Source organism: Mangrovibacter yixingensis (assembly GCF_020523985.1).
GTDB lineage: Bacteria > Pseudomonadota > Gammaproteobacteria > Enterobacterales > Enterobacteriaceae > Mangrovibacter > Mangrovibacter yixingensis.
This window is the reverse complement of sequence record NZ_JAIVKM010000006.1, coordinates 218,610-235,649: the sequence shown is the minus strand read 5'-3', so window position 1 is coordinate 235,649 and position 17,040 is coordinate 218,610. Positions and strand designations below refer to the sequence as shown.

Here is a 17,040-nt window from a genome sequence, read left to right as displayed (position 1 = left end):
GTGCCAGTCCTTATTGTGATGTGGTAAATCGTTATTATCGGCTATACGCTTAAAATATATACCCTGCGTTTTTAACATTATCTGGGTAACACGCAGGTAAGGGGGAAAACTGGACGGACATCACACCATCCTGTGAAGCACATGGCAATCTCAGCGCGTAAATAAATCCAGTTCTGCACTGTTGTACATAAAAAAAACACCGATAAAGAAAATATAAAACTGAATATTTGCAGGCATCCACAATGAACAACATTTCCTTTAGCAGTGGCAAAGCAGTCAGTTATGCAGCCTGTTGCGGGTTGTGTTTATTTTATTCGTCGGTGGCCCTGGCGTTGGATGCACGCGGTGATATAACTGCAGCCCCTGTTCCCGAGCAGTCTGGCTCCCCCAGCCGGGTGGACTACAACACCGTTCTCGCACAACATATCAAAGCGTCTCATGCACCGATGGGCAATATCGTCATGTGGCGTGACCCGTCGCTACCGGGTGAGCAGTCTGTGAATACTCACTGGCAATTCCCGTTAAACGATAATCTTGCAACCGGCCCTGTCGCGGGTTGGGATCAGTACCATGCGCCCTGGTCTGGCCTTTCTGCTGAAACGGTAAATGTGAGCCGTATTGGCTGGCGTTTGGATTATGCCTGGGGAGTGCTCCAGCCCTGGGCACAGGTGGATCTTATTTCTGGTTCATCTTTATGGTCTGAACCTTATACCTCTCAAAGTGGGCAAGAAGACGAAAAAATTGGCTTTTCAATGGGGGCAAACCTTCCACTAAATCAAAACGTTGCTGCTTATGCCCGCATGTCGCAGGGTAACACCCAGCCAGGCAATGACCTGACTACCTGGCAACTGGGGCTGGACGTCGCGTTTTAACTCTGGCCCGAAAATGGTGCAGCCTTATTTTGCCTCTGAACCCTGCGCACTAAAAAAGTGCATTTCCTGCTTGTTGCGTTTCAGCACCTTGCGTATTCCTGATTAACCCAGTGACTTTATGGGTATTTAAGACCTGGTACACACTTTGCAACACCTCCGCCAGTTGCGTTTATTTTTGATTAATTTTATGGCGAGGTCGTTATGTCTGAACAACCGACAACATTAAAACGCTCACTGGGGAGCTTCCGGTTATGGGGCATCGCTGTTGGGCTGGTGATATCAGGTGAATATTTTGGCTGGAGTTATGGCTGGTCTGCGGCAGGAACCCTGGGGTTCCTGATAGTCGCCGTGCTGATCGCCGCCATGTACTGCGCGTTTATTTTTAGTTTTACTGAACTGACAACCGCTATTCCGCACGCCGGTGGGCCGTTTGCGTACGCTTTTCGTGCTTTTGGGCCAACCGGTGGTTTTATTGCCGGGTTTGCAACTCTCGTGGAATTTGTCTTTGCTCCACCGGCCATTGCGATGGCGATTGGTGCCTACCTGAATGTGCAGTTCCCGTCTCTGGATCCCAAATGGGTAGCTTGTGGTGCCTATCTGGTATTTATGGCACTCAATATTTTGGGTGTGGGCATTGCGGCAACCTTTGAATTGTTCGTTACACTGCTGGCAATTTTTGAGTTGCTGGTGTTTATGGGCGTTGTAGCTCCAGGGTTCCAGTGGAGCAATTTTGTCAGCCATGGCTGGGCAGGCAGTGACACATTCTCTTCTGTGGCGCTTTCTGGCATGTTTGCCGCTATTCCTTTTGCGATTTGGTTCTTCCTGGCGATTGAAGGTGCTTCCATGGCGGCTGAAGAAGCAAAAGACCCGCGCCATACCATTCCTCGTGCACTGGGCGGCGGAATTATCACTCTAACTGTGCTGGCTGTGGGTGTGATGGTTTTTGCTGGTGGCGTAGGTGACTGGCGTGCATTGTCGAATATTAATGACCCATTACCACAAGCGATGAAGCTGCAGGTAGGTGGCAGCAGCGGCTGGTTACATATGCTGGTTTGGCTGGGGCTGTTCGGCCTGGTGGCTTCGTTCCATGGCATTATTATGGGCTATTCCCGCCAGATCTTCTCTTTGGCGCGGGCGGGTTACCTGCCTGCTTCTTTAGCGCGTGTTAATCGCCGCACACAAACGCCCATTCTGGCCATTCTTGCCGGTGGTGTGATTGGTATTGCCGCCATTTTTTCCGATTCACTGATTACGATTAACGGCATGCCGCTGACTGCCAGTATTGTCACCATGTCTGTATTTGGGGCGATTGTTATGTACATCACATCGATGGCGGCGCTGTTCAGGCTGCGCCGGACAGAGCCTGACCTGGAGCGACCTTTTAAAGCACCGGGTTTCCCGCTGGTTCCGGCGTTTGCACTGGCTGTGTCGGTACTCTGCCTGGTGGCGATGGTGTACTACAATTTTGAACTGGCGGTCATTTTCGCCGTGATGATGCTGGCGGGTTATGTGTGGTTCCGAATGACTGCTGCAGCGCGTGCCCGTGCTGCGCTGGACCCGCAACTCACAGTGATGTAATAAAGGTTATCCCATGTATAAAACCACTCTGGCGCACACCACATGGACATTCGCCAGTCTGAAAGAGGTTATGGCTAAAGCTTCCCCGGCGCGTTCCGGGGACCAGCTGGCTGGGGTTGCAGCGGCAAGTGCAGAAGAGCGCATGGCCGCGAAATTTGTGCTGGCGGATTTACCCTTAACCACATTTCTGAACCAGGCGCTGGTGCCTTATGAAGAAGATGAAGTCACCCGCCTAATCATGGACACCCACGACCATGACGCCTTCTCATCCATTAGCCACCTGACGGTGGGTGAATTTCGGGACTGGCTACTGGAAGATGGTACAGACCATACGGTGCTAACCCAGGTTGCGCCGGGGATTACGCCAGAAATGGCGGCGGCAGTCAGTAAACTTATGCGTAACCAGGATTTGATCCTGGCGGCCAGCAAGTGCCAGGTTATCACCCGTTTTCGTAACACGATTGGTTTGCCCGGCCATCTAAGCGTGCGCCTGCAACCGAACCACCCAACCGATGATTTACAAGGCATTGCCGCCAGCATGCTGGATGGCCTGTTATACGGCAGTGGCGATGCGGTGGTGGGGATCAACCCGGCCAGTGACAGCCTGCCCGTGCTTGAGCGGCTGAATTACATGCTGGACGATGTTATCAGCCGTTTCGAAATCCCCACACAGTCTTGTGTGCTGACTCATGTAACCAATACCCTGCAATTAATGGAGCGCGGAGCCCCGGTTGACCTGGTTTTCCAGTCAGTTGCAGGCACGCAGGCGGCGAATAGCGGTTTTGGTATTGACCTGGCGATGCTGGGTGAAGCGCGTGACGCCGCATTGTCACTTAAGCGCGGTACGCTGGGCGATAACGTGATGTATTTTGAAACCGGGCAGGGAAGTTGCCTGTCGGCAGATGCCCATCATGGGGTTGACCAGCAAACGTGCGAAGCCCGTGCTTATGCGGTTGCCCGCCACTTTAAACCTTTGCTGGTGAATACGGTGGTTGGGTTTATCGGCCCGGAATATCTGTACGATGGTAAGCAGATTATTCGCGCTGGTTTGGAAGACCACTTCTGCGGCAAATTACTTGGCCTGCCACTGGGGTGCGATGTGTGCTACACCAACCATGCCGAAGCCGACCAGGATGACATGGACACCTTGCTGACGCTGTTGGCGGCAGCCGGGCTGACCTTCCTGATTGGGGTGCCGGGTGCAGACGACATTATGCTTAATTACCAGAGCACATCATTCCATGATGCACTCTATATTCGCCGCTTACTGGGGCTTAAACATGCACCAGAGTTTGCTGCCTGGTTAGAGCGGATGCAGATTATTGATCGCGCAGGGCAATTACGCCTGACTGGCGCGAGCCACCCGCTGCTGAGTGCATTACCCAAAGGAGAAGTGGCATGACATTACCGGATGCCTGGCGCTCCCTCACGCAGTTTACCGATGCACGTATTGCGCTGGGGCGCAGTGGGGCGAGTTTACCTACCCGAGAAGTGCTGAAATTTGGCCTGGCCCATGCCCAGGCGCGGGATGCGATTCATCAGCCCTTTGATAGCGAAAAAGTAGCACAGAGCCTGGAATGCCTGGGGCTGAAAACCCTGACAGTGCAAAGTGCTGCGCCTGACAGGCACTGTTTTCTCCAGCGCCCGGATTTAGGCCGACAACTTAGCCTTGAAAGCAGAAGGCAGCTCACCCAACTGCGTAATGATGCACCTGACCTGGTGCTGGTGGTGGGCGATGGTCTGTCATCCTGGGCTGTACACCGCCAGGCCTGTGAGTTGATTCGCGCATTGTTACCTTACCTTTCTGAGTTGGGTATTTCCCTGGGGCCTGTGGTTCTGGCGCATCAGGCGCGTGTCGCGCTGGCTGATGATGTTGGTGAGTGCTTACATGCAAAGGCGGTCGCCATGTTGATTGGTGAGCGTCCGGGCCTCTCTTCACCGGACAGCCTTGGCGTGTACATGACCTGGTCACCCAGCCGTGGGCGGCGCGATGCTGAGCGAAATTGTATTTCTAACGTGCGCCCGGAAGGGCTTAACTGGGAAGCGGCCGCCTTTAAACTGGCCTGGTTACTTGAGCAGGCGTTTGTTCGCCGCCTGTCCGGGGTTAACCTGAAAGATGAAAGTGATAACCCGGCGCTGTATGGCCGTGTTAAACCGCATCTTACACAAGTTAATGCTTTACGCGAAAAGTGAAATTTGTGATCTTCTTCAAAGACAGGCTTTACATTTAATACACAGGAATGACGCGCAATACAGAGATAGTGAACACTTACATTAGTGGTTTGTGTTACGTGTCGTTCATGCATTTCAAGGCTGTTCATACCCCCTCAGATGCATTTCATTCCGCACTCAATGCATTTCATGCCGTTTTTACCCTGCAATTTCCACCCTGGGAGTATGGTTACAGGCAGATAAATACCTTTCCTTATTCAGTAATGCAGGACATCTGCCATGAAAACATCAATTTCAAACCAAACACGCTGGTTGACACTTGTGGGTACCATCGTAACTCAGTTTGCACTGGGTTCGGTTTATACCTGGAGCCTGTTTAATGGCCCGCTTTCTGAAAAGCTTAATGAACCTGTTAGCCAGGTGGCATTCTCTTTCGGCCTGTTAAGCCTTGGCCTGGCGCTGGCTTCTTCCGTTGCCGGTAAACTCCAGGAACGTTTTGGTGTCCGCCGTGTCACTATCGCTTCCGGGGTGCTATTAGGGTTGGGGCTGTTCCTGACTGCACATGCTAACAACCTGATGATGCTCTGGCTGAGCGCGGGTGTGCTGGTTGGCCTGGCGGACGGCGCAGGTTACTTGCTGACATTATCGAACTGTGTGAAATGGTTCCCGGAACGTAAAGGCCTGATCTCCGCCTTCTCTATTGGTGCTTATGGGCTGGGTAGCCTTGGGTTTAAATTTATTGATTCACAGTTACTGGCTTCCTGGGGCCTGGATAAAACATTCATGATTTGGGGCGGTATTGCTCTGGGCATGATTGTATTTGGCGCACTGTTAATGAAAGATGCCCCAGTTCAGGCGGTAACCCGCAGTAATGGCACCAGTAACAGCGACTTCACTCTGGCAGAATCCATGCGCAAACCTCAGTACTGGATGCTGGCACTGATGTTCCTGACCGCCTGTATGAGTGGCCTGTATGTGATTGGTGTGGCGAAAGATATTGCCCAAAGCCTGGCGCATCTGGATGTGATGACTGCAGCCAACGCTGTAACAGTGATAGCGATTGCCAACCTGAGTGGCCGCCTGGTTATGGGCATCTTGTCTGATAAAGTAACGCGTATCCGTGTGATTACGTTTGGCCAGGTGATTGCGTTGGTGGGTATGGCGGCATTGCTGTTCGCTCCACTGAATGCGGTGACTTTCTTTGTCGCCATTGCCTGCATCGCCTTTAACTTTGGTGGCACCATCACTGTTTACCCTTCACTGGTCAGTGACTTCTTTGGCCTGAACAACCTGGCGAAAAACTATGGCGTGATTTACCTTGGCTTCGGTATCGGCAGTATTTGTGGCTCCATCATTGCATCGCTGTTTGGTGGCTTCCATGTGACTTTCCTGGTGATTTTCGCACTGCTGATTGTATCCCTGGCGCTCTCTTCAACTATTCGCCAGCCTAAAGCAGATGAGTATGAAGGCGATGCAGCACATTCCCACGCCTGATGCGATGAACTAATTGTTATCGCTGAGAATTGTTATAGTTGAGAACAACGACAACCGCGGGTTTCCCCGGTTGTCGTTACATTTATTGAAGCCCGCTAATTCACACCAAAAGTTCCGCAGACTCACCTCTCACTACTCTTCTGGCTGCCAGACATCGTGGCAGAACAATCCGACTTTGTGGAGCAGGGTGTCTTTATGCACGGGTTATTATCAATTAGTGCTGAACTTCGCGACCCGTTCTCCTGTCTGACTCCTGATTATGGCTAGTCTGGATTGTTGAATGAAGATTTCTCGTCGTATTACTCAGGTACAACTTAGTTGCTTTCTGGCGCTTTATATTGGGTTATTCCTTAACTGTACGGTGTTTTGGCGGCGTCTGCATGAGCCTATGGATATCACACCGTTCTTCAAAGTTTTTGCGCTGACAACAGAAGTGGTAGCCACTGTTCTGGCGAGTTTTCTTGTATTGCGCCTTTTTTCCCTTGCTGGCCGGCGTGCCTGGCAGGTATTGGCGTCATTCTTGATTCTCTGTTCAGTTGCAGCCAGTTACTACATGGCGGTAATGAACATCACGATTGGTTACGGCATTATTGCGTCTGTAATGACGACCGACATCGATCTGACCAAAGAAGTGGTGGGCTTTCGTTTCTATTTATGGGTGTTGCTAATGGGGCTGCCGCCACTGTGGTTTATTTGGCGCAACCAGGGGCAGGATTCATTAATAAGGCAGCTTTCTCACCGGCAAACAGCTCTGCGTCAACTCGGTGTATTGCTGCTGGTTGCTCTGGTGGTGTGGGCACCCATTCGTTTTCTGGGAAACGTTCAAAAACATCACGAAAAAGGTTCCCGGGAAGATTTACCCAGTTACGGCGGTGTGGTGACCAGTGCTTATTTACCGGCGAACTGGCTGTCTTCTCTGGGGTTGTATGCCTGGGCTAAAGTAGATGAAACGTTGGATCACCGTTCGCTTATCAACCCGGCCACCCGCTACCATTGGAACGTACCATCAAACCTGAATGATGTGCAGGTGGTGTTTATTATTGGGGAAACTACGCGCTGGGACCATATGAGCCTGTTTGGTTACCCGCGTGAAACAACGCCAAAACTGGAACAGGAGAAAAACCTGGTGGCGTTTCGTGGTGAGTCTTGCGATACCGCAACCAAGTTGTCATTGCGTTGTATGTTTGTGGGTAAGGGCGGAGTGATGGATAACCCACAACGAACCTTACTGGAACAAAATGTCTTTGCGGTGTTGAAACAACTGGGGTTCACCAGTGATTTGTATGCGATGCAAAGCGAAATGTGGTTCTACAGCAACACGATGGCCGATACCATTGCCTGGCGGGAACAAATTGGTGCGGAAGGGCATAATCAGGGCAAAACCGTGGATGACATGTTGCTGGTGGATGAGATGGTCCGCTCACAGGCGCAGCATCCGCAGGGTAAGCACTTGGTTATTCTGCATACCAAAGGGTCACATTATTCGTATGTTCAGCGTTATCCCCGTGAGTTTGCTGTTTGGCAGCCAGAATGTATGGGGGTTAACAAGCACTGTTCGGCGCAAACGCTGATCAACGCTTACGATAACTCGGTGCGCTATGTGGACAGCTTTATCAGCACGGTGATAGACCAGTTGCGGGATAAAAACGCGATTGTGTTCTATGCCGCCGACCATGGTGAATCGATTAGCGACAGCCTGCATTTACACGGTACGCCGCGCAACATTGCACCGCCAGAACAATTCCGGGTGCCGTTACTGGTCTGGGCTTCTGATAAGTTCCTGGAAACGCCAGAAAACGAACAACGGTTTGCAATATTGCAGCAACAGGCAAAGGCGGAAGTGGTGCATAAACACAGCGAATTGTTTGATTCTGTTTTGGGATGCCTTGGGATCACATCTTCTGATGGGGGTGTAAACAATGCGCTTAACTGGTGCGCACCCCAGAAAGCGAGCACTTCAGCGCAGTAGTGCGGGTTATGCTGGCTTTTCAGGCGAACAGAAGTCTTTTTTAAATAAGGGATTGACGCGATGGAATGCCGGCAGTAATATGCGCCCCGCATTCGGCGAGTAGCGCAGCCTGGTAGCGCAACACGTTCGGGACGTGTGGGTCGGAGGTTCAAATCCTCTCTCGCCGACCAAATTCAAACCCGCAGTGTTATCACTGCGGGTTTTTTGTTTTTGAAACAATCTTAATGCATTAGAAAAGTTCTGAAATAATGACTTTGCCATAACACAACACACAAGCGCCCTATTTTCCCCGGTTTCCTATCACGTTTTGTTATCTTTACCGCGTGGTTATTTTTATTGTCTTATGGATAACGGCAGCATTTTTTACTGAAATGTCTGTTATTCGCCCTATATTTTGTTCATATATTCACCATTCAGCCAAAAAGTTGTCATAAATCACATTGGTTTATTGCACTGCCTGTGATTAATTTGTTGGGTTTTTGTTTTGGTTTTATTGTCGTAGCATAAATTTATGTGCTGTAAATAACACAATCTCCTTTTTTTCACCTTTGTTTTCACTTTCTCACATTCCGTGTAAATACCCGTTACGTATATTGACGTTTGGCTCATCAGTTGACAGATTGTAGGGCGTGAGAGGCCATTTACGGACAGTCTGTCCTGCGAGACAGTGGCCCTTGTGGAAGGATTCCCCATCCTCATCAAGCTTTACAGGCTTGCCCGAGCGAACCGGGTAACAAATAAGAAAGGTTCGCCGGTTTAACACAACACATATCACATTGGAGCAGAAGAATGAGTATTTCCTTGAAGAAGTCAGGGATGCTGAAGCTTGGTCTGAGCCTGGTGGCTCTGACGGTTGCAGCAAGTGTTCAGGCAAAAACCCTGGTTTACTGTTCAGAAGGCTCGCCAGAAGGCTTTAACCCACAGCTGTTCACTTCCGGTACGACTTACGATGCCAGCTCAGTGCCCATCTACAACCGCCTGGTTGAATTTAAGATTGGCACCACTGAAGTGATCCCGGGTCTCGCTGAAAAGTGGGATGTAAGCGCTGACGGGAAAGTGTATACCTTCCATTTGCGCAAAGGCGTTAAATGGCAGAGCAATAAAGAGTTCAAACCGACTCGTGACCTGAATGCCGACGACGTTGTATTCTCCTTCGACCGCCAGAAAAACCCCAAAAACCCTTACCACAATGTCTCTGGCGGCAGCTACGAGTACTTTGAAGGTATGGGCCTGCCGGACCTGATCACTGACATCAAGAAAGTTGATGACTACACCGTGCAGTTTGTACTGGCTCGCCCTGAAGCCCCTTTCCTTGCTGATATGGCAATGGACTTCGCCTCTATTATGTCTAAAGAATATGCTGACGACATGATGAAAGCGGGCACCCCGGAAAAAGTGGACCTGGACCCAATCGGTACCGGCCCGTTCCAACTGGTTCAGTACCAGAAAGATTCCCGTATTCTGTATAAAGCGTTCCCGGGCTACTGGGGCACCAAGCCGAAGATTGATCGCCTGGTCTTCTCTATCACGCCTGATGCTTCTGTTCGTTACGCAAAACTGCAAAAAGATGAATGCCAGGTTATGCCGTACCCGAACCCGGCTGATCTTGAACGCATGAAGAAAGACCCCAAAATCAATCTGATGGAACAGCCAGGCCTGAACGTTGGCTATCTGTCCTTCAACGTTGAGAAAAAACCGCTGGATAACGTGAAAGTACGCCAGGCATTGACCATGGCTGTTAACAAAGAAGCGATTATCAAAGCTGTTTACCAGGGGGCTGGCCAGGCTGCTAAAAACCTGATCCCGCCGACCATGTGGGGCTACAACGATGCGGTGAAAGATTACCCGTATGATCCGGCTAAAGCTAAAGAGCTGCTGAAAGAAGCGGGTCTGCCGGATGGCTTCAGCATCGATCTGTGGGCAATGCCGGTTCAGCGCCCGTATAACCCGAATGCCCGCCGTATGGCAGAAATGATCCAGGCTGACTGGGCGAAAATTGGCGTGAAAGCCAAAATCGTTACCTACGAATGGGGTGAGTACCTCAAACGTGCCAAAGCCGGTGAACACCAGACCGTTATGATGGGCTGGACCGGGGATAACGGGGATCCGGATAACTTCTTCGCCACGCTGTTCAGCTGTGATGCGGCGAAAGACGGTTCTAACTACTCTCGTTGGTGCTACAAGCCGTTTGAAGACTTGATCCAGCCAGCACGTGCTACAGAAGACCACAACAAGCGTGTGGAACTCTACAAGCAGGCTCAAGTTGTGATGCATGATCAGGCTCCTGCTCTGATTATTGCTCACTCCACGGTTTACGAGCCGGTGCGCAAAGAAGTTAAAGGCTATGTGGTGGATCCGTTGGGCAAACATCACTTCGAGAACGTATCCTTAGAGTGATATACCCGCGTGCCTTTCTGCAGAAATGGGTGCCAATGGCTTGTTCACCCGTTCCCAGAAAGGCCCGGATGTATTCCTGATATTTCAGCCAGCCAAACACGCATGTGCGCCAGCTTCCTGAAATATAAAGGGTATAAGACCGGACTTGTTCTGCCAGCACCCCTCTCCCGGTGGGAGGGGGTCAGGGTGAGGGAACATATATCATGTACCTCACCCTTGCTGTCTGTAATGTGGGCTGATTTCCCCGTTGCGGCAGAACCGATGTACGTTGTGAGCAATACATTTCGCTGCCCCGGTAGCGAAAGATGATAGAGAATCCGGCTAATGTTGCAGTTCATTCTCCGACGTCTGGGATTGGTTATCCCAACGTTTATAGGTATAACCCTTGTTACTTTCGCTTTCGTCCACATGATTCCGGGTGACCCGGTTATGATCATGGCGGGTGAACGTGGGATCTCCCCCGAACGCCACGCTCAACTGCTGGCTCAATTAGGGTTAAACAAACCACTCTGGCAGCAATATGTCACTTATATTTGGAACGTATTGCACGGGGATTTAGGTATTTCCCTGAAAAGCCGCCTGCCTGTCTGGCAAGAATTTGTTCCTCGTTTCCAGGCCACCCTTGAACTGGGTGTATGTGCCATGATTTTTGCTATCGCTGTGGGTATTCCTGTTGGGGTACTGGCGGCAGTAAAACGTGGCTCTATTTTTGACCACACTGCGATTGGCCTGGCACTAACAGGTTATTCCATGCCGATTTTCTGGTGGGGGATGATGCTGATTATGCTGGTGTCAGTGCACTGGAACCTGACGCCGGTTTCCGGGCGCATAGGCGACACAGTCTTTCTTGATGACTCGCTACCCCTGACCGGATTTATGCTGATAGATACCGCGATTTGGGGTGAACCGGGCGATTTCCTTGATGCCCTTGCGCATATCGTTCTGCCTGCCATTGTGTTGGGGACGATTCCACTGGCAGTGATTGTACGTATGACCCGTTCAGCCATGCTGGAAGTGCTGGGTGAAGACTATATCCGTACCGCCCGTGCTAAAGGCCTGAGCCGCCTGCGCGTGATTGTGGTCCATGCTTTGCGTAACGCCATGCTGCCGGTAGTGACCGTTATTGGTCTGCAGGTGGGTACTTTGCTGGCCGGGGCCATTCTGACTGAAACCATTTTCTCCTGGCCTGGGCTTGGCCGTTGGTTGATTGAAGCACTGCAACGACGGGATTACCCGGTGGTGCAGGGCGGTGTGTTGTTGGTCGCGACACTCATCATTCTGGTTAACCTGGTTGTCGACCTGTTGTACGGCGTGGTGAACCCGCGTATCCGGCATAAGAAGTAAGGGGTTATCATGACGCAAGTAACTGAAAACAACGTGGTGGCAGCCCCGGTGCCAATGACACCGTTCCAGGAGTTCTGGCACTACTTTAAACGTAACAAAGGTGCAGTGATTGGGTTGGTTTACGTCACCCTGATGCTGCTGATAGCGCTGTTCGCCAACTTTGTCGCCCCCCATGACCCGGCTATGCAGTTTCGCGATGCGCTGCTGCATCCGCCTGTCTGGGCTGATGGTGGTAGCTGGAAGTTTATTCTCGGCACCGATGATGTGGGCCGCGATATTCTTTCCCGCCTGATGTATGGCGCACGCTTATCCTTGCTGGTGGGCTGTATGGTGGTGGTACTGTCTCTGATTATGGGGATTGTACTGGGCCTGGTGGCTGGCTATTTCGGCGGCACGGTAGATACCATTATCATGCGTGTGGTGGATATTATGCTGGCCCTGCCGAGCCTGCTGTTGGCACTGGTGCTGGTGGCAATTTTCGGCCCCTCGATAGTTAACGCTTCCATGGCACTGGCCTTTGTGGCATTGCCACACTATGTGCGCTTAACCCGCGCGGCAGTGCTGGTTGAAGTGAACCGCGACTATGTAACCGCTTCGCGTGTTGCTGGTGCGGGTGCGGTGCGCCAAATGTTTGTCAATATTTTCCCTAACTGCCTGGCACCGTTAATTGTGCAGGCGTCTATGGGCTTCTCTAACGCCATTCTGGATATGGCTGCGTTGGGCTTCCTGGGTATGGGTGCGCAACCGCCAACACCAGAATGGGGCACCATGCTCGCTGACGTTTTGCAGTTTGCGCAAAGCGCCTGGTGGGTGGTGACCTTCCCGGGGCTGGCGATTTTGCTGGCCGTGCTGGCTTTCAACCTGATGGGTGATGGCCTGCGTGATGCACTTGACCCCAAACTCAAGCAGTAGAGGCACCCGATGGCGTTATTGAATGTAGACAGTTTATCGGTGCACTTCGGTGAAGAAGATGCGCCATTCCGTGCCGTTGACCGCATTAGTTATAGTGTGGACCAGGGGCAAGTCGTGGGGATTGTGGGTGAGTCCGGTTCGGGCAAATCCGTCAGTTCTCTGGCGATTATGGGCCTGATTGATTTCCCTGGCCGGGTAATGGCAGACAGCCTGGAGTTTAATGGCCGCGATTTACGGAAAATTTCCGAGCGCGAGCGCCGCCAGTTAGTAGGCTCTGAAGTGGCGATGATCTTCCAGGATCCGATGACCAGCCTGAACCCTTGCTACACCGTAGGCTACCAGATAATGGAAGCCATTAAGGTGCATCAAGGGGGTAATAAGAAAACCCGTCGCCAGCGGGCCATCGACCTGCTGGATCAGGTAGGGATCCCCGACCCGGCATCACGCCTGGATGTGTATCCGCACCAGCTTTCCGGGGGGATGAGCCAGCGTGTAATGATAGCCATGGCGATAGCCTGCCGGCCAAAACTGCTGATTGCAGATGAGCCAACAACGGCACTGGACGTGACTATTCAGGCACAGATTATTGAACTGCTTCTGGAATTGCAGCAACAGGAAAATATGGCGCTGGTGCTTATCACCCATGACCTGGCGTTGGTCGCAGAAGCGGCGCATAAAATCATTGTGATGTATGCCGGCCAGGTGGTGGAAGCGGCCAGTGCGCAGGATATTTTCCGTGCTCCCCGTCACCCATACACCCAGGCGTTATTACGCGCCTTACCTGAGTTTGCTCAGGATAAAGCGCGCCTTGAATCGCTCCCGGGTGTGGTGCCTGGCAAATATGACCGCCCGCAAGGCTGCCTGCTTAACCCGCGTTGCCCGTATGCCACGGACAAATGCCGGGCAGAAGAGCCTGCGTTACACGCGCTGGAGCATGGGCGTCAGTCTAAATGCCACTATCCCCTTGATGATGCCGGGAGGCCGACAGTATGAGTACCCATGAGGCCGACACGCAACAGCACTTGTTGCAGGCCATCGATTTGAAAAAACACTACCCGGTGAAGAAGGGGATGTTTGCTCAGGAGCAGCTGGTTAAAGCGCTTGATGGCGTCTCTTTCACATTGGAAAGAGGTAAAACGCTGGCAATTGTCGGCGAATCAGGCTGTGGGAAATCCACCCTTGGCCGCCTGCTGACCATGATAGAAACGCCTTCTGGCGGGCAGTTGTTCTATAAAGGGCAGGACTTACTTAAGCCAGACCCTCATGCGCAGAAGTTACGTCGCCAGAAAATTCAGATTGTGTTCCAGAACCCTTACGCATCGTTAAACCCGCGTAAGAAAGTAGGGCAGATTCTGGAAGAGCCTTTGCTTATCAATACTGATTTGTCAAAGCAGGAACGGCGTGAAAAAGCCCTGTCGATGATGGCGAAAGTGGGCCTGAAAACCGAACATTATGATCGTTACCCGCATATGTTCTCAGGGGGCCAGCGCCAGCGTATTGCGATTGCCCGTGGCCTGATGCTTGATCCAGATGTAGTGATTGCTGATGAACCTGTGTCTGCACTGGATGTTTCTGTGCGTGCGCAGGTACTGAACCTGATGATGGATTTGCAGCAGGAAATGGGGCTGTCTTATGTCTTTATTTCCCACGATTTATCCGTGGTTGAGCACATTGCTGATGAAGTGATGGTGATGTACCTTGGCCGTTGTGTGGAAAAAGGCAGTAAAGACGCCATTTTTGACAACCCGCTGCACCCTTATACTCAGGCATTACTGTCTGCGACACCGCGCCTTAACCCGGAATCACGGCGTGAGCGTATTAAGTTGACGGGTGAACTACCCAGCCCACTCAGCCCACCACCGGGCTGTGCGTTTAATGCGCGTTGCACCCGCCGCTTTGGGCAGTGCACACAGCTACAGCCACATCTGAAAGATTATCGTGGCCAGCTGGTTGCCTGTTTCGCAGTGGACCAGGATGAAAACGCGCAAGCAGTGTAAGCCCGCGCAACCTTCAGGCTCGCCGTACAGGCGGGCCTGAATATTCGAAGATAACCTCCCTTTATTACCCCAATTTCTTTTCTAACAACGCCTGCTTACGCCTGGTGGGTATGGAGCCACTTGCCTTCAAAAAATCTTCTTGCTCCTCTGGCATTTTGTGCTGCGGTTATCTATAGCTAACAGTAGGTTGTTATTTTTGCCATGCTTACCAAGGCAGGTTATGTGCTTTTATCGGCAATTGCTCTGGCAAATATACCTTTCTGAGGTTTATCTGAATTAGTACCTACGAAAACTGGTAGGTTAAGGTGTGCAATAGTAATTAAATTGTTACCCAATCCGCTCTGACATGTTTTATTGATAGAGAAAATATATTTCTAAATATTTCTCCGGGTAATAATTTATGTAAATAGCAGTAAATGATTATAGATAAATATATCGTTTAAAAAATAAAATCCAGTATTATTGGTTGGTTATTTGTGTTTTCATGAATTTATATTCATAAATATTTCAATTTTGTAGCTATAAATAATTTGTATGTTTTGTGCTAAAAAAAAGATAGCGTGATGACAGTGAGAGTCGATATATTAACAATAAATATCGGCGCAAATTTTGAGCAACGTGTTTTGATCAAAATAACGCGGGTTATTACGCATATTTCCTCTCTGCGCTTTACTCATAATCATAATATGTATGTCAGGTTTAGTTGTTATCCTGACATGAACACACTTGCAACTTAGAGTACTCCTATGAACAGCTATGATGATTTGCAGCGGTTTAAGGATAAAACCCATACCGGTTCTATCGAATTTAAAGATATGTCGGCTGAGAAACAGGGACTCGGCGTGGGAAGCAGTTTGATTTTTAGCCAGCTTAGCCAGGAGGGCGATGGCGATGAGCAAAATTCGCCGTTTCGCGGTGCCGCCCATACATCCGTGACTGCACCGGATGCAGTTAAGCCGGGTACATTTGATGTACCGCCTGGTACCAGCTCCGCAGCTGCACAGGCTAACTCATTACCGCCAGTAACATGGACAACAGAAGTTATCAAGACAACGCCCCAGCCGGTGGATGAAGCCGCACCCTCTTTACTGAAAGAGATGGCTATGATGCCTAAAGTCATTTCGGTAAAAGTGCCTGCTAACTCAACATCTTCGGTTGTACCAGCCAAACCTGCAGCACCCCCACAGGGCAACGCGCTTTTGCCGAATAGCACAAAAGCGGTTGAACCACTGGAAAATGCAGCCCCCATTATGGCTGCCCTGGCGGCCACACCACCGGGTAATACGGTGCTGGATATACCTGAAGCTGTGCCTGAGACCCAGGTTATACAGCAACCTGCCCGCCGCCCCGAACCGGTTTCTACTCCCCCTTCCTCTGATGGGAAGATTAACTTTGCTCAGCTGTTTGCTCCCTCTTCTGCGGGTAATGCACCACGCTCAGCGGTTAAAGAAATGCCATTAAAACCTTTGCTGGAAAGGATTGCCTCATGCCGTTAATTTGCGTCTGCTCACCTAAAGGCGGTGTCGGTAAGACCACCGTAGCAGCGAATTTGTCTTATGCCCTGGCACGTTCAGGCATCAAAGTTCTGGCTATTGATTTTGACGTACAAAATGCGCTGCGCCTGCATTTTGGCGTGCCATTGTCTGACGGGCGCGGTTATGTTGCCAAATCGATGGAAAACCCTGACTGGAGCCAGTATGTGCTTACTACGGGTGGAAACATTTTCGTGCTGCCTTATGGCGACAGTACAGAAGAGCAACGCGTTGCATTTGAAGACCGTCTGGCGAATGACGAACACTTTTTAGCACGCGGCCTTAGCACTCTGTTGAATTACCCAGGCCTTGTGGTCGTTGCCGATTTTCCGCCAGGCCCCGGGCCTGCATTGAAAGCGATTGCTTCTATCGCCGACCTTAACCTTGTCACCATGCTCGCGGATACCGCCTCATTGTCGCTGCTTCCTCAGGTTGAAAACCAGCGGATGATCGGCGGGCCGCTGAACCACCGTGCTGGCCACTATTTTTTAATTAACCAGGTAGATACTCGCCGCAATATTAGCCGTGATGTTACTGCGTTTATGGAAGAGCGCCTGGGTGAGCGTTTACTGGGTGTGGTCCACCGTGATGAGAGTGTTGTGGAAGCTCATGCAGCGCAAAAATCGATTTTTGATTTCAGCCCGGCATCGGCGGCAGCGTTTGATATCGAACTCATTAGTAAAAAAGTCGCCAGTATTTTGGGTGTCAAAGTCGGGGATGGTGAAGTCCACGCCAGCCCCAAATTATCGGGCTACTAATTACCCTCGGGATTT

13 protein-coding genes and 1 tRNA gene are annotated in these 17,040 nt (G+C 51.0%); all 14 read left to right on the top strand.

All coding sequences use genetic code 11. The annotated features are described in order from the left end of the window. Nucleotides 1-242 precede the first annotated feature (242 nt). The 14 genes from LC084_RS18095 to bcsQ all read left to right on the top strand — a co-directional run bounded on the left by LC084_RS18095 (nt 243) and on the right by bcsQ (nt 17,025). Entirely contained in the window at nt 243-872 is a 630-nt protein-coding gene (locus tag LC084_RS18095) for a hypothetical protein (protein WP_226572611.1), read from the top strand. A gap of 201 nt (nt 873-1,073) precedes the next feature. After that, a complete protein-coding gene (gene eat, locus LC084_RS18090; protein ID WP_226572610.1) occupies nt 1,074-2,450 on the top strand; it encodes an ethanolamine permease in 1,377 nt (458 codons plus the stop codon). A gap of 13 nt (nt 2,451-2,463) precedes the next feature. Further along, entirely contained in the window at nt 2,464-3,852 is a 1,389-nt protein-coding gene (locus LC084_RS18085; protein ID WP_226572608.1) for an ethanolamine ammonia-lyase subunit EutB, read from the top strand. Next, on the top strand, nt 3,849-4,643 hold the full coding sequence (gene eutC, locus LC084_RS18080) for an ethanolamine ammonia-lyase subunit EutC (protein ID WP_226572607.1): 795 nt from the start codon (nt 3,849-3,851) through the stop codon (nt 4,641-4,643). The genes LC084_RS18085 and eutC overlap by 4 nt, the downstream gene beginning before the upstream one ends. A 258-nt stretch (nt 4,644-4,901) precedes the next feature. Continuing rightward, nucleotides 4,902-6,116, top strand: a complete 1,215-nt coding sequence (locus LC084_RS18075) for an L-lactate MFS transporter (protein ID WP_226572605.1) — start codon at nt 4,902-4,904, stop codon at nt 6,114-6,116. 280 nt (nt 6,117-6,396) lie between these two features. Continuing rightward, nucleotides 6,397-8,085, top strand: a complete 1,689-nt coding sequence (eptB, locus tag LC084_RS18070; protein WP_226572603.1) for a kdo(2)-lipid A phosphoethanolamine 7''-transferase — start codon at nt 6,397-6,399, stop codon at nt 8,083-8,085. Between the two features lie 93 nt (nt 8,086-8,178). Continuing rightward, nucleotides 8,179-8,255, top strand: a tRNA-Pro gene (locus LC084_RS18065). Nucleotides 8,256-8,874: 619 nt separating this feature from the next. After that, a complete protein-coding gene (gene dppA / locus LC084_RS18060; protein ID WP_226572602.1) occupies nt 8,875-10,482 on the top strand; it encodes a dipeptide ABC transporter periplasmic-binding protein DppA in 1,608 nt (535 codons plus the stop codon). Between the two features lie 324 nt (nt 10,483-10,806). Continuing rightward, nucleotides 10,807-11,826, top strand: a complete 1,020-nt coding sequence (dppB, locus tag LC084_RS18055) for a dipeptide ABC transporter permease DppB (RefSeq protein ID WP_036107125.1) — start codon at nt 10,807-10,809, stop codon at nt 11,824-11,826. A 9-nt stretch (nt 11,827-11,835) separates the two neighbouring features. Beyond that, nucleotides 11,836-12,738: a dipeptide ABC transporter permease DppC gene (dppC, locus tag LC084_RS18050; protein ID WP_226572601.1), complete on the top strand. Its 903-nt coding sequence runs from the start codon at nt 11,836-11,838 to the stop codon at nt 12,736-12,738. A gap of 9 nt (nt 12,739-12,747) precedes the next feature. Next, complete coding sequence (gene dppD / locus LC084_RS18045) at nt 12,748-13,731, top strand: dipeptide ABC transporter ATP-binding protein (protein ID WP_036107130.1); 984 nt, start codon at nt 12,748-12,750, stop codon at nt 13,729-13,731. Continuing rightward, nucleotides 13,728-14,735: a dipeptide ABC transporter ATP-binding subunit DppF gene (dppF, locus tag LC084_RS18040; RefSeq protein WP_226572599.1), complete on the top strand. Its 1,008-nt coding sequence runs from the start codon at nt 13,728-13,730 to the stop codon at nt 14,733-14,735. The genes dppD and dppF overlap by 4 nt, the downstream gene beginning before the upstream one ends. Before the next feature lie 746 nt (nt 14,736-15,481). Then, nucleotides 15,482-16,231, top strand: coding sequence for a cellulose biosynthesis protein BcsO (locus LC084_RS18035; protein ID WP_226572596.1), 750 nt, complete (start codon nt 15,482-15,484; stop codon nt 16,229-16,231). Then, nucleotides 16,222-17,025 carry a cellulose biosynthesis protein BcsQ gene (gene bcsQ, locus LC084_RS18030; protein ID WP_226572594.1) on the top strand — a complete coding sequence of 268 codons (804 nt, stop codon included), beginning with the start codon at nt 16,222-16,224 and terminating at the stop codon, nt 17,023-17,025. The genes LC084_RS18035 and bcsQ overlap by 10 nt, the downstream gene beginning before the upstream one ends. The last annotated feature ends 15 nt before the right edge of the window (nt 17,026-17,040 follow it).

Bases quoted from the DNA above. Each gene is read 5' to 3' on its own strand.
- bcsQ (WP_226572594.1), top strand. From the start codon at position 16,222: ATGCCGTTAATTTGCGTCTGCTCACCTAAAGGCGGTGTCGGTAAGACC.
- eptB (WP_226572603.1), top strand. From the start codon at position 6,397: ATGAAGATTTCTCGTCGTATTACTCAGGTACAACTTAGTTGCTTTCTG.
- dppC (WP_226572601.1), top strand. From the start codon at position 11,836: ATGACGCAAGTAACTGAAAACAACGTGGTGGCAGCCCCGGTGCCAATG.
- dppB (WP_036107125.1), top strand. From the start codon at position 10,807: ATGTTGCAGTTCATTCTCCGACGTCTGGGATTGGTTATCCCAACGTTT.
- eutC (WP_226572607.1), top strand. From the start codon at position 3,849: ATGACATTACCGGATGCCTGGCGCTCCCTCACGCAGTTTACCGATGCA.
- LC084_RS18095 (WP_226572611.1), top strand. From the start codon at position 243: ATGAACAACATTTCCTTTAGCAGTGGCAAAGCAGTCAGTTATGCAGCC.
- eat (WP_226572610.1), top strand. From the start codon at position 1,074: ATGTCTGAACAACCGACAACATTAAAACGCTCACTGGGGAGCTTCCGG.
- LC084_RS18035 (WP_226572596.1), top strand. From the start codon at position 15,482: ATGAACAGCTATGATGATTTGCAGCGGTTTAAGGATAAAACCCATACC.
- dppA (WP_226572602.1), top strand. From the start codon at position 8,875: ATGAGTATTTCCTTGAAGAAGTCAGGGATGCTGAAGCTTGGTCTGAGC.
- dppF (WP_226572599.1), top strand. From the start codon at position 13,728: ATGAGTACCCATGAGGCCGACACGCAACAGCACTTGTTGCAGGCCATC.
- LC084_RS18085 (WP_226572608.1), top strand. From the start codon at position 2,464: ATGTATAAAACCACTCTGGCGCACACCACATGGACATTCGCCAGTCTG.
- LC084_RS18075 (WP_226572605.1), top strand. From the start codon at position 4,902: ATGAAAACATCAATTTCAAACCAAACACGCTGGTTGACACTTGTGGGT.
- dppD (WP_036107130.1), top strand. From the start codon at position 12,748: ATGGCGTTATTGAATGTAGACAGTTTATCGGTGCACTTCGGTGAAGAA.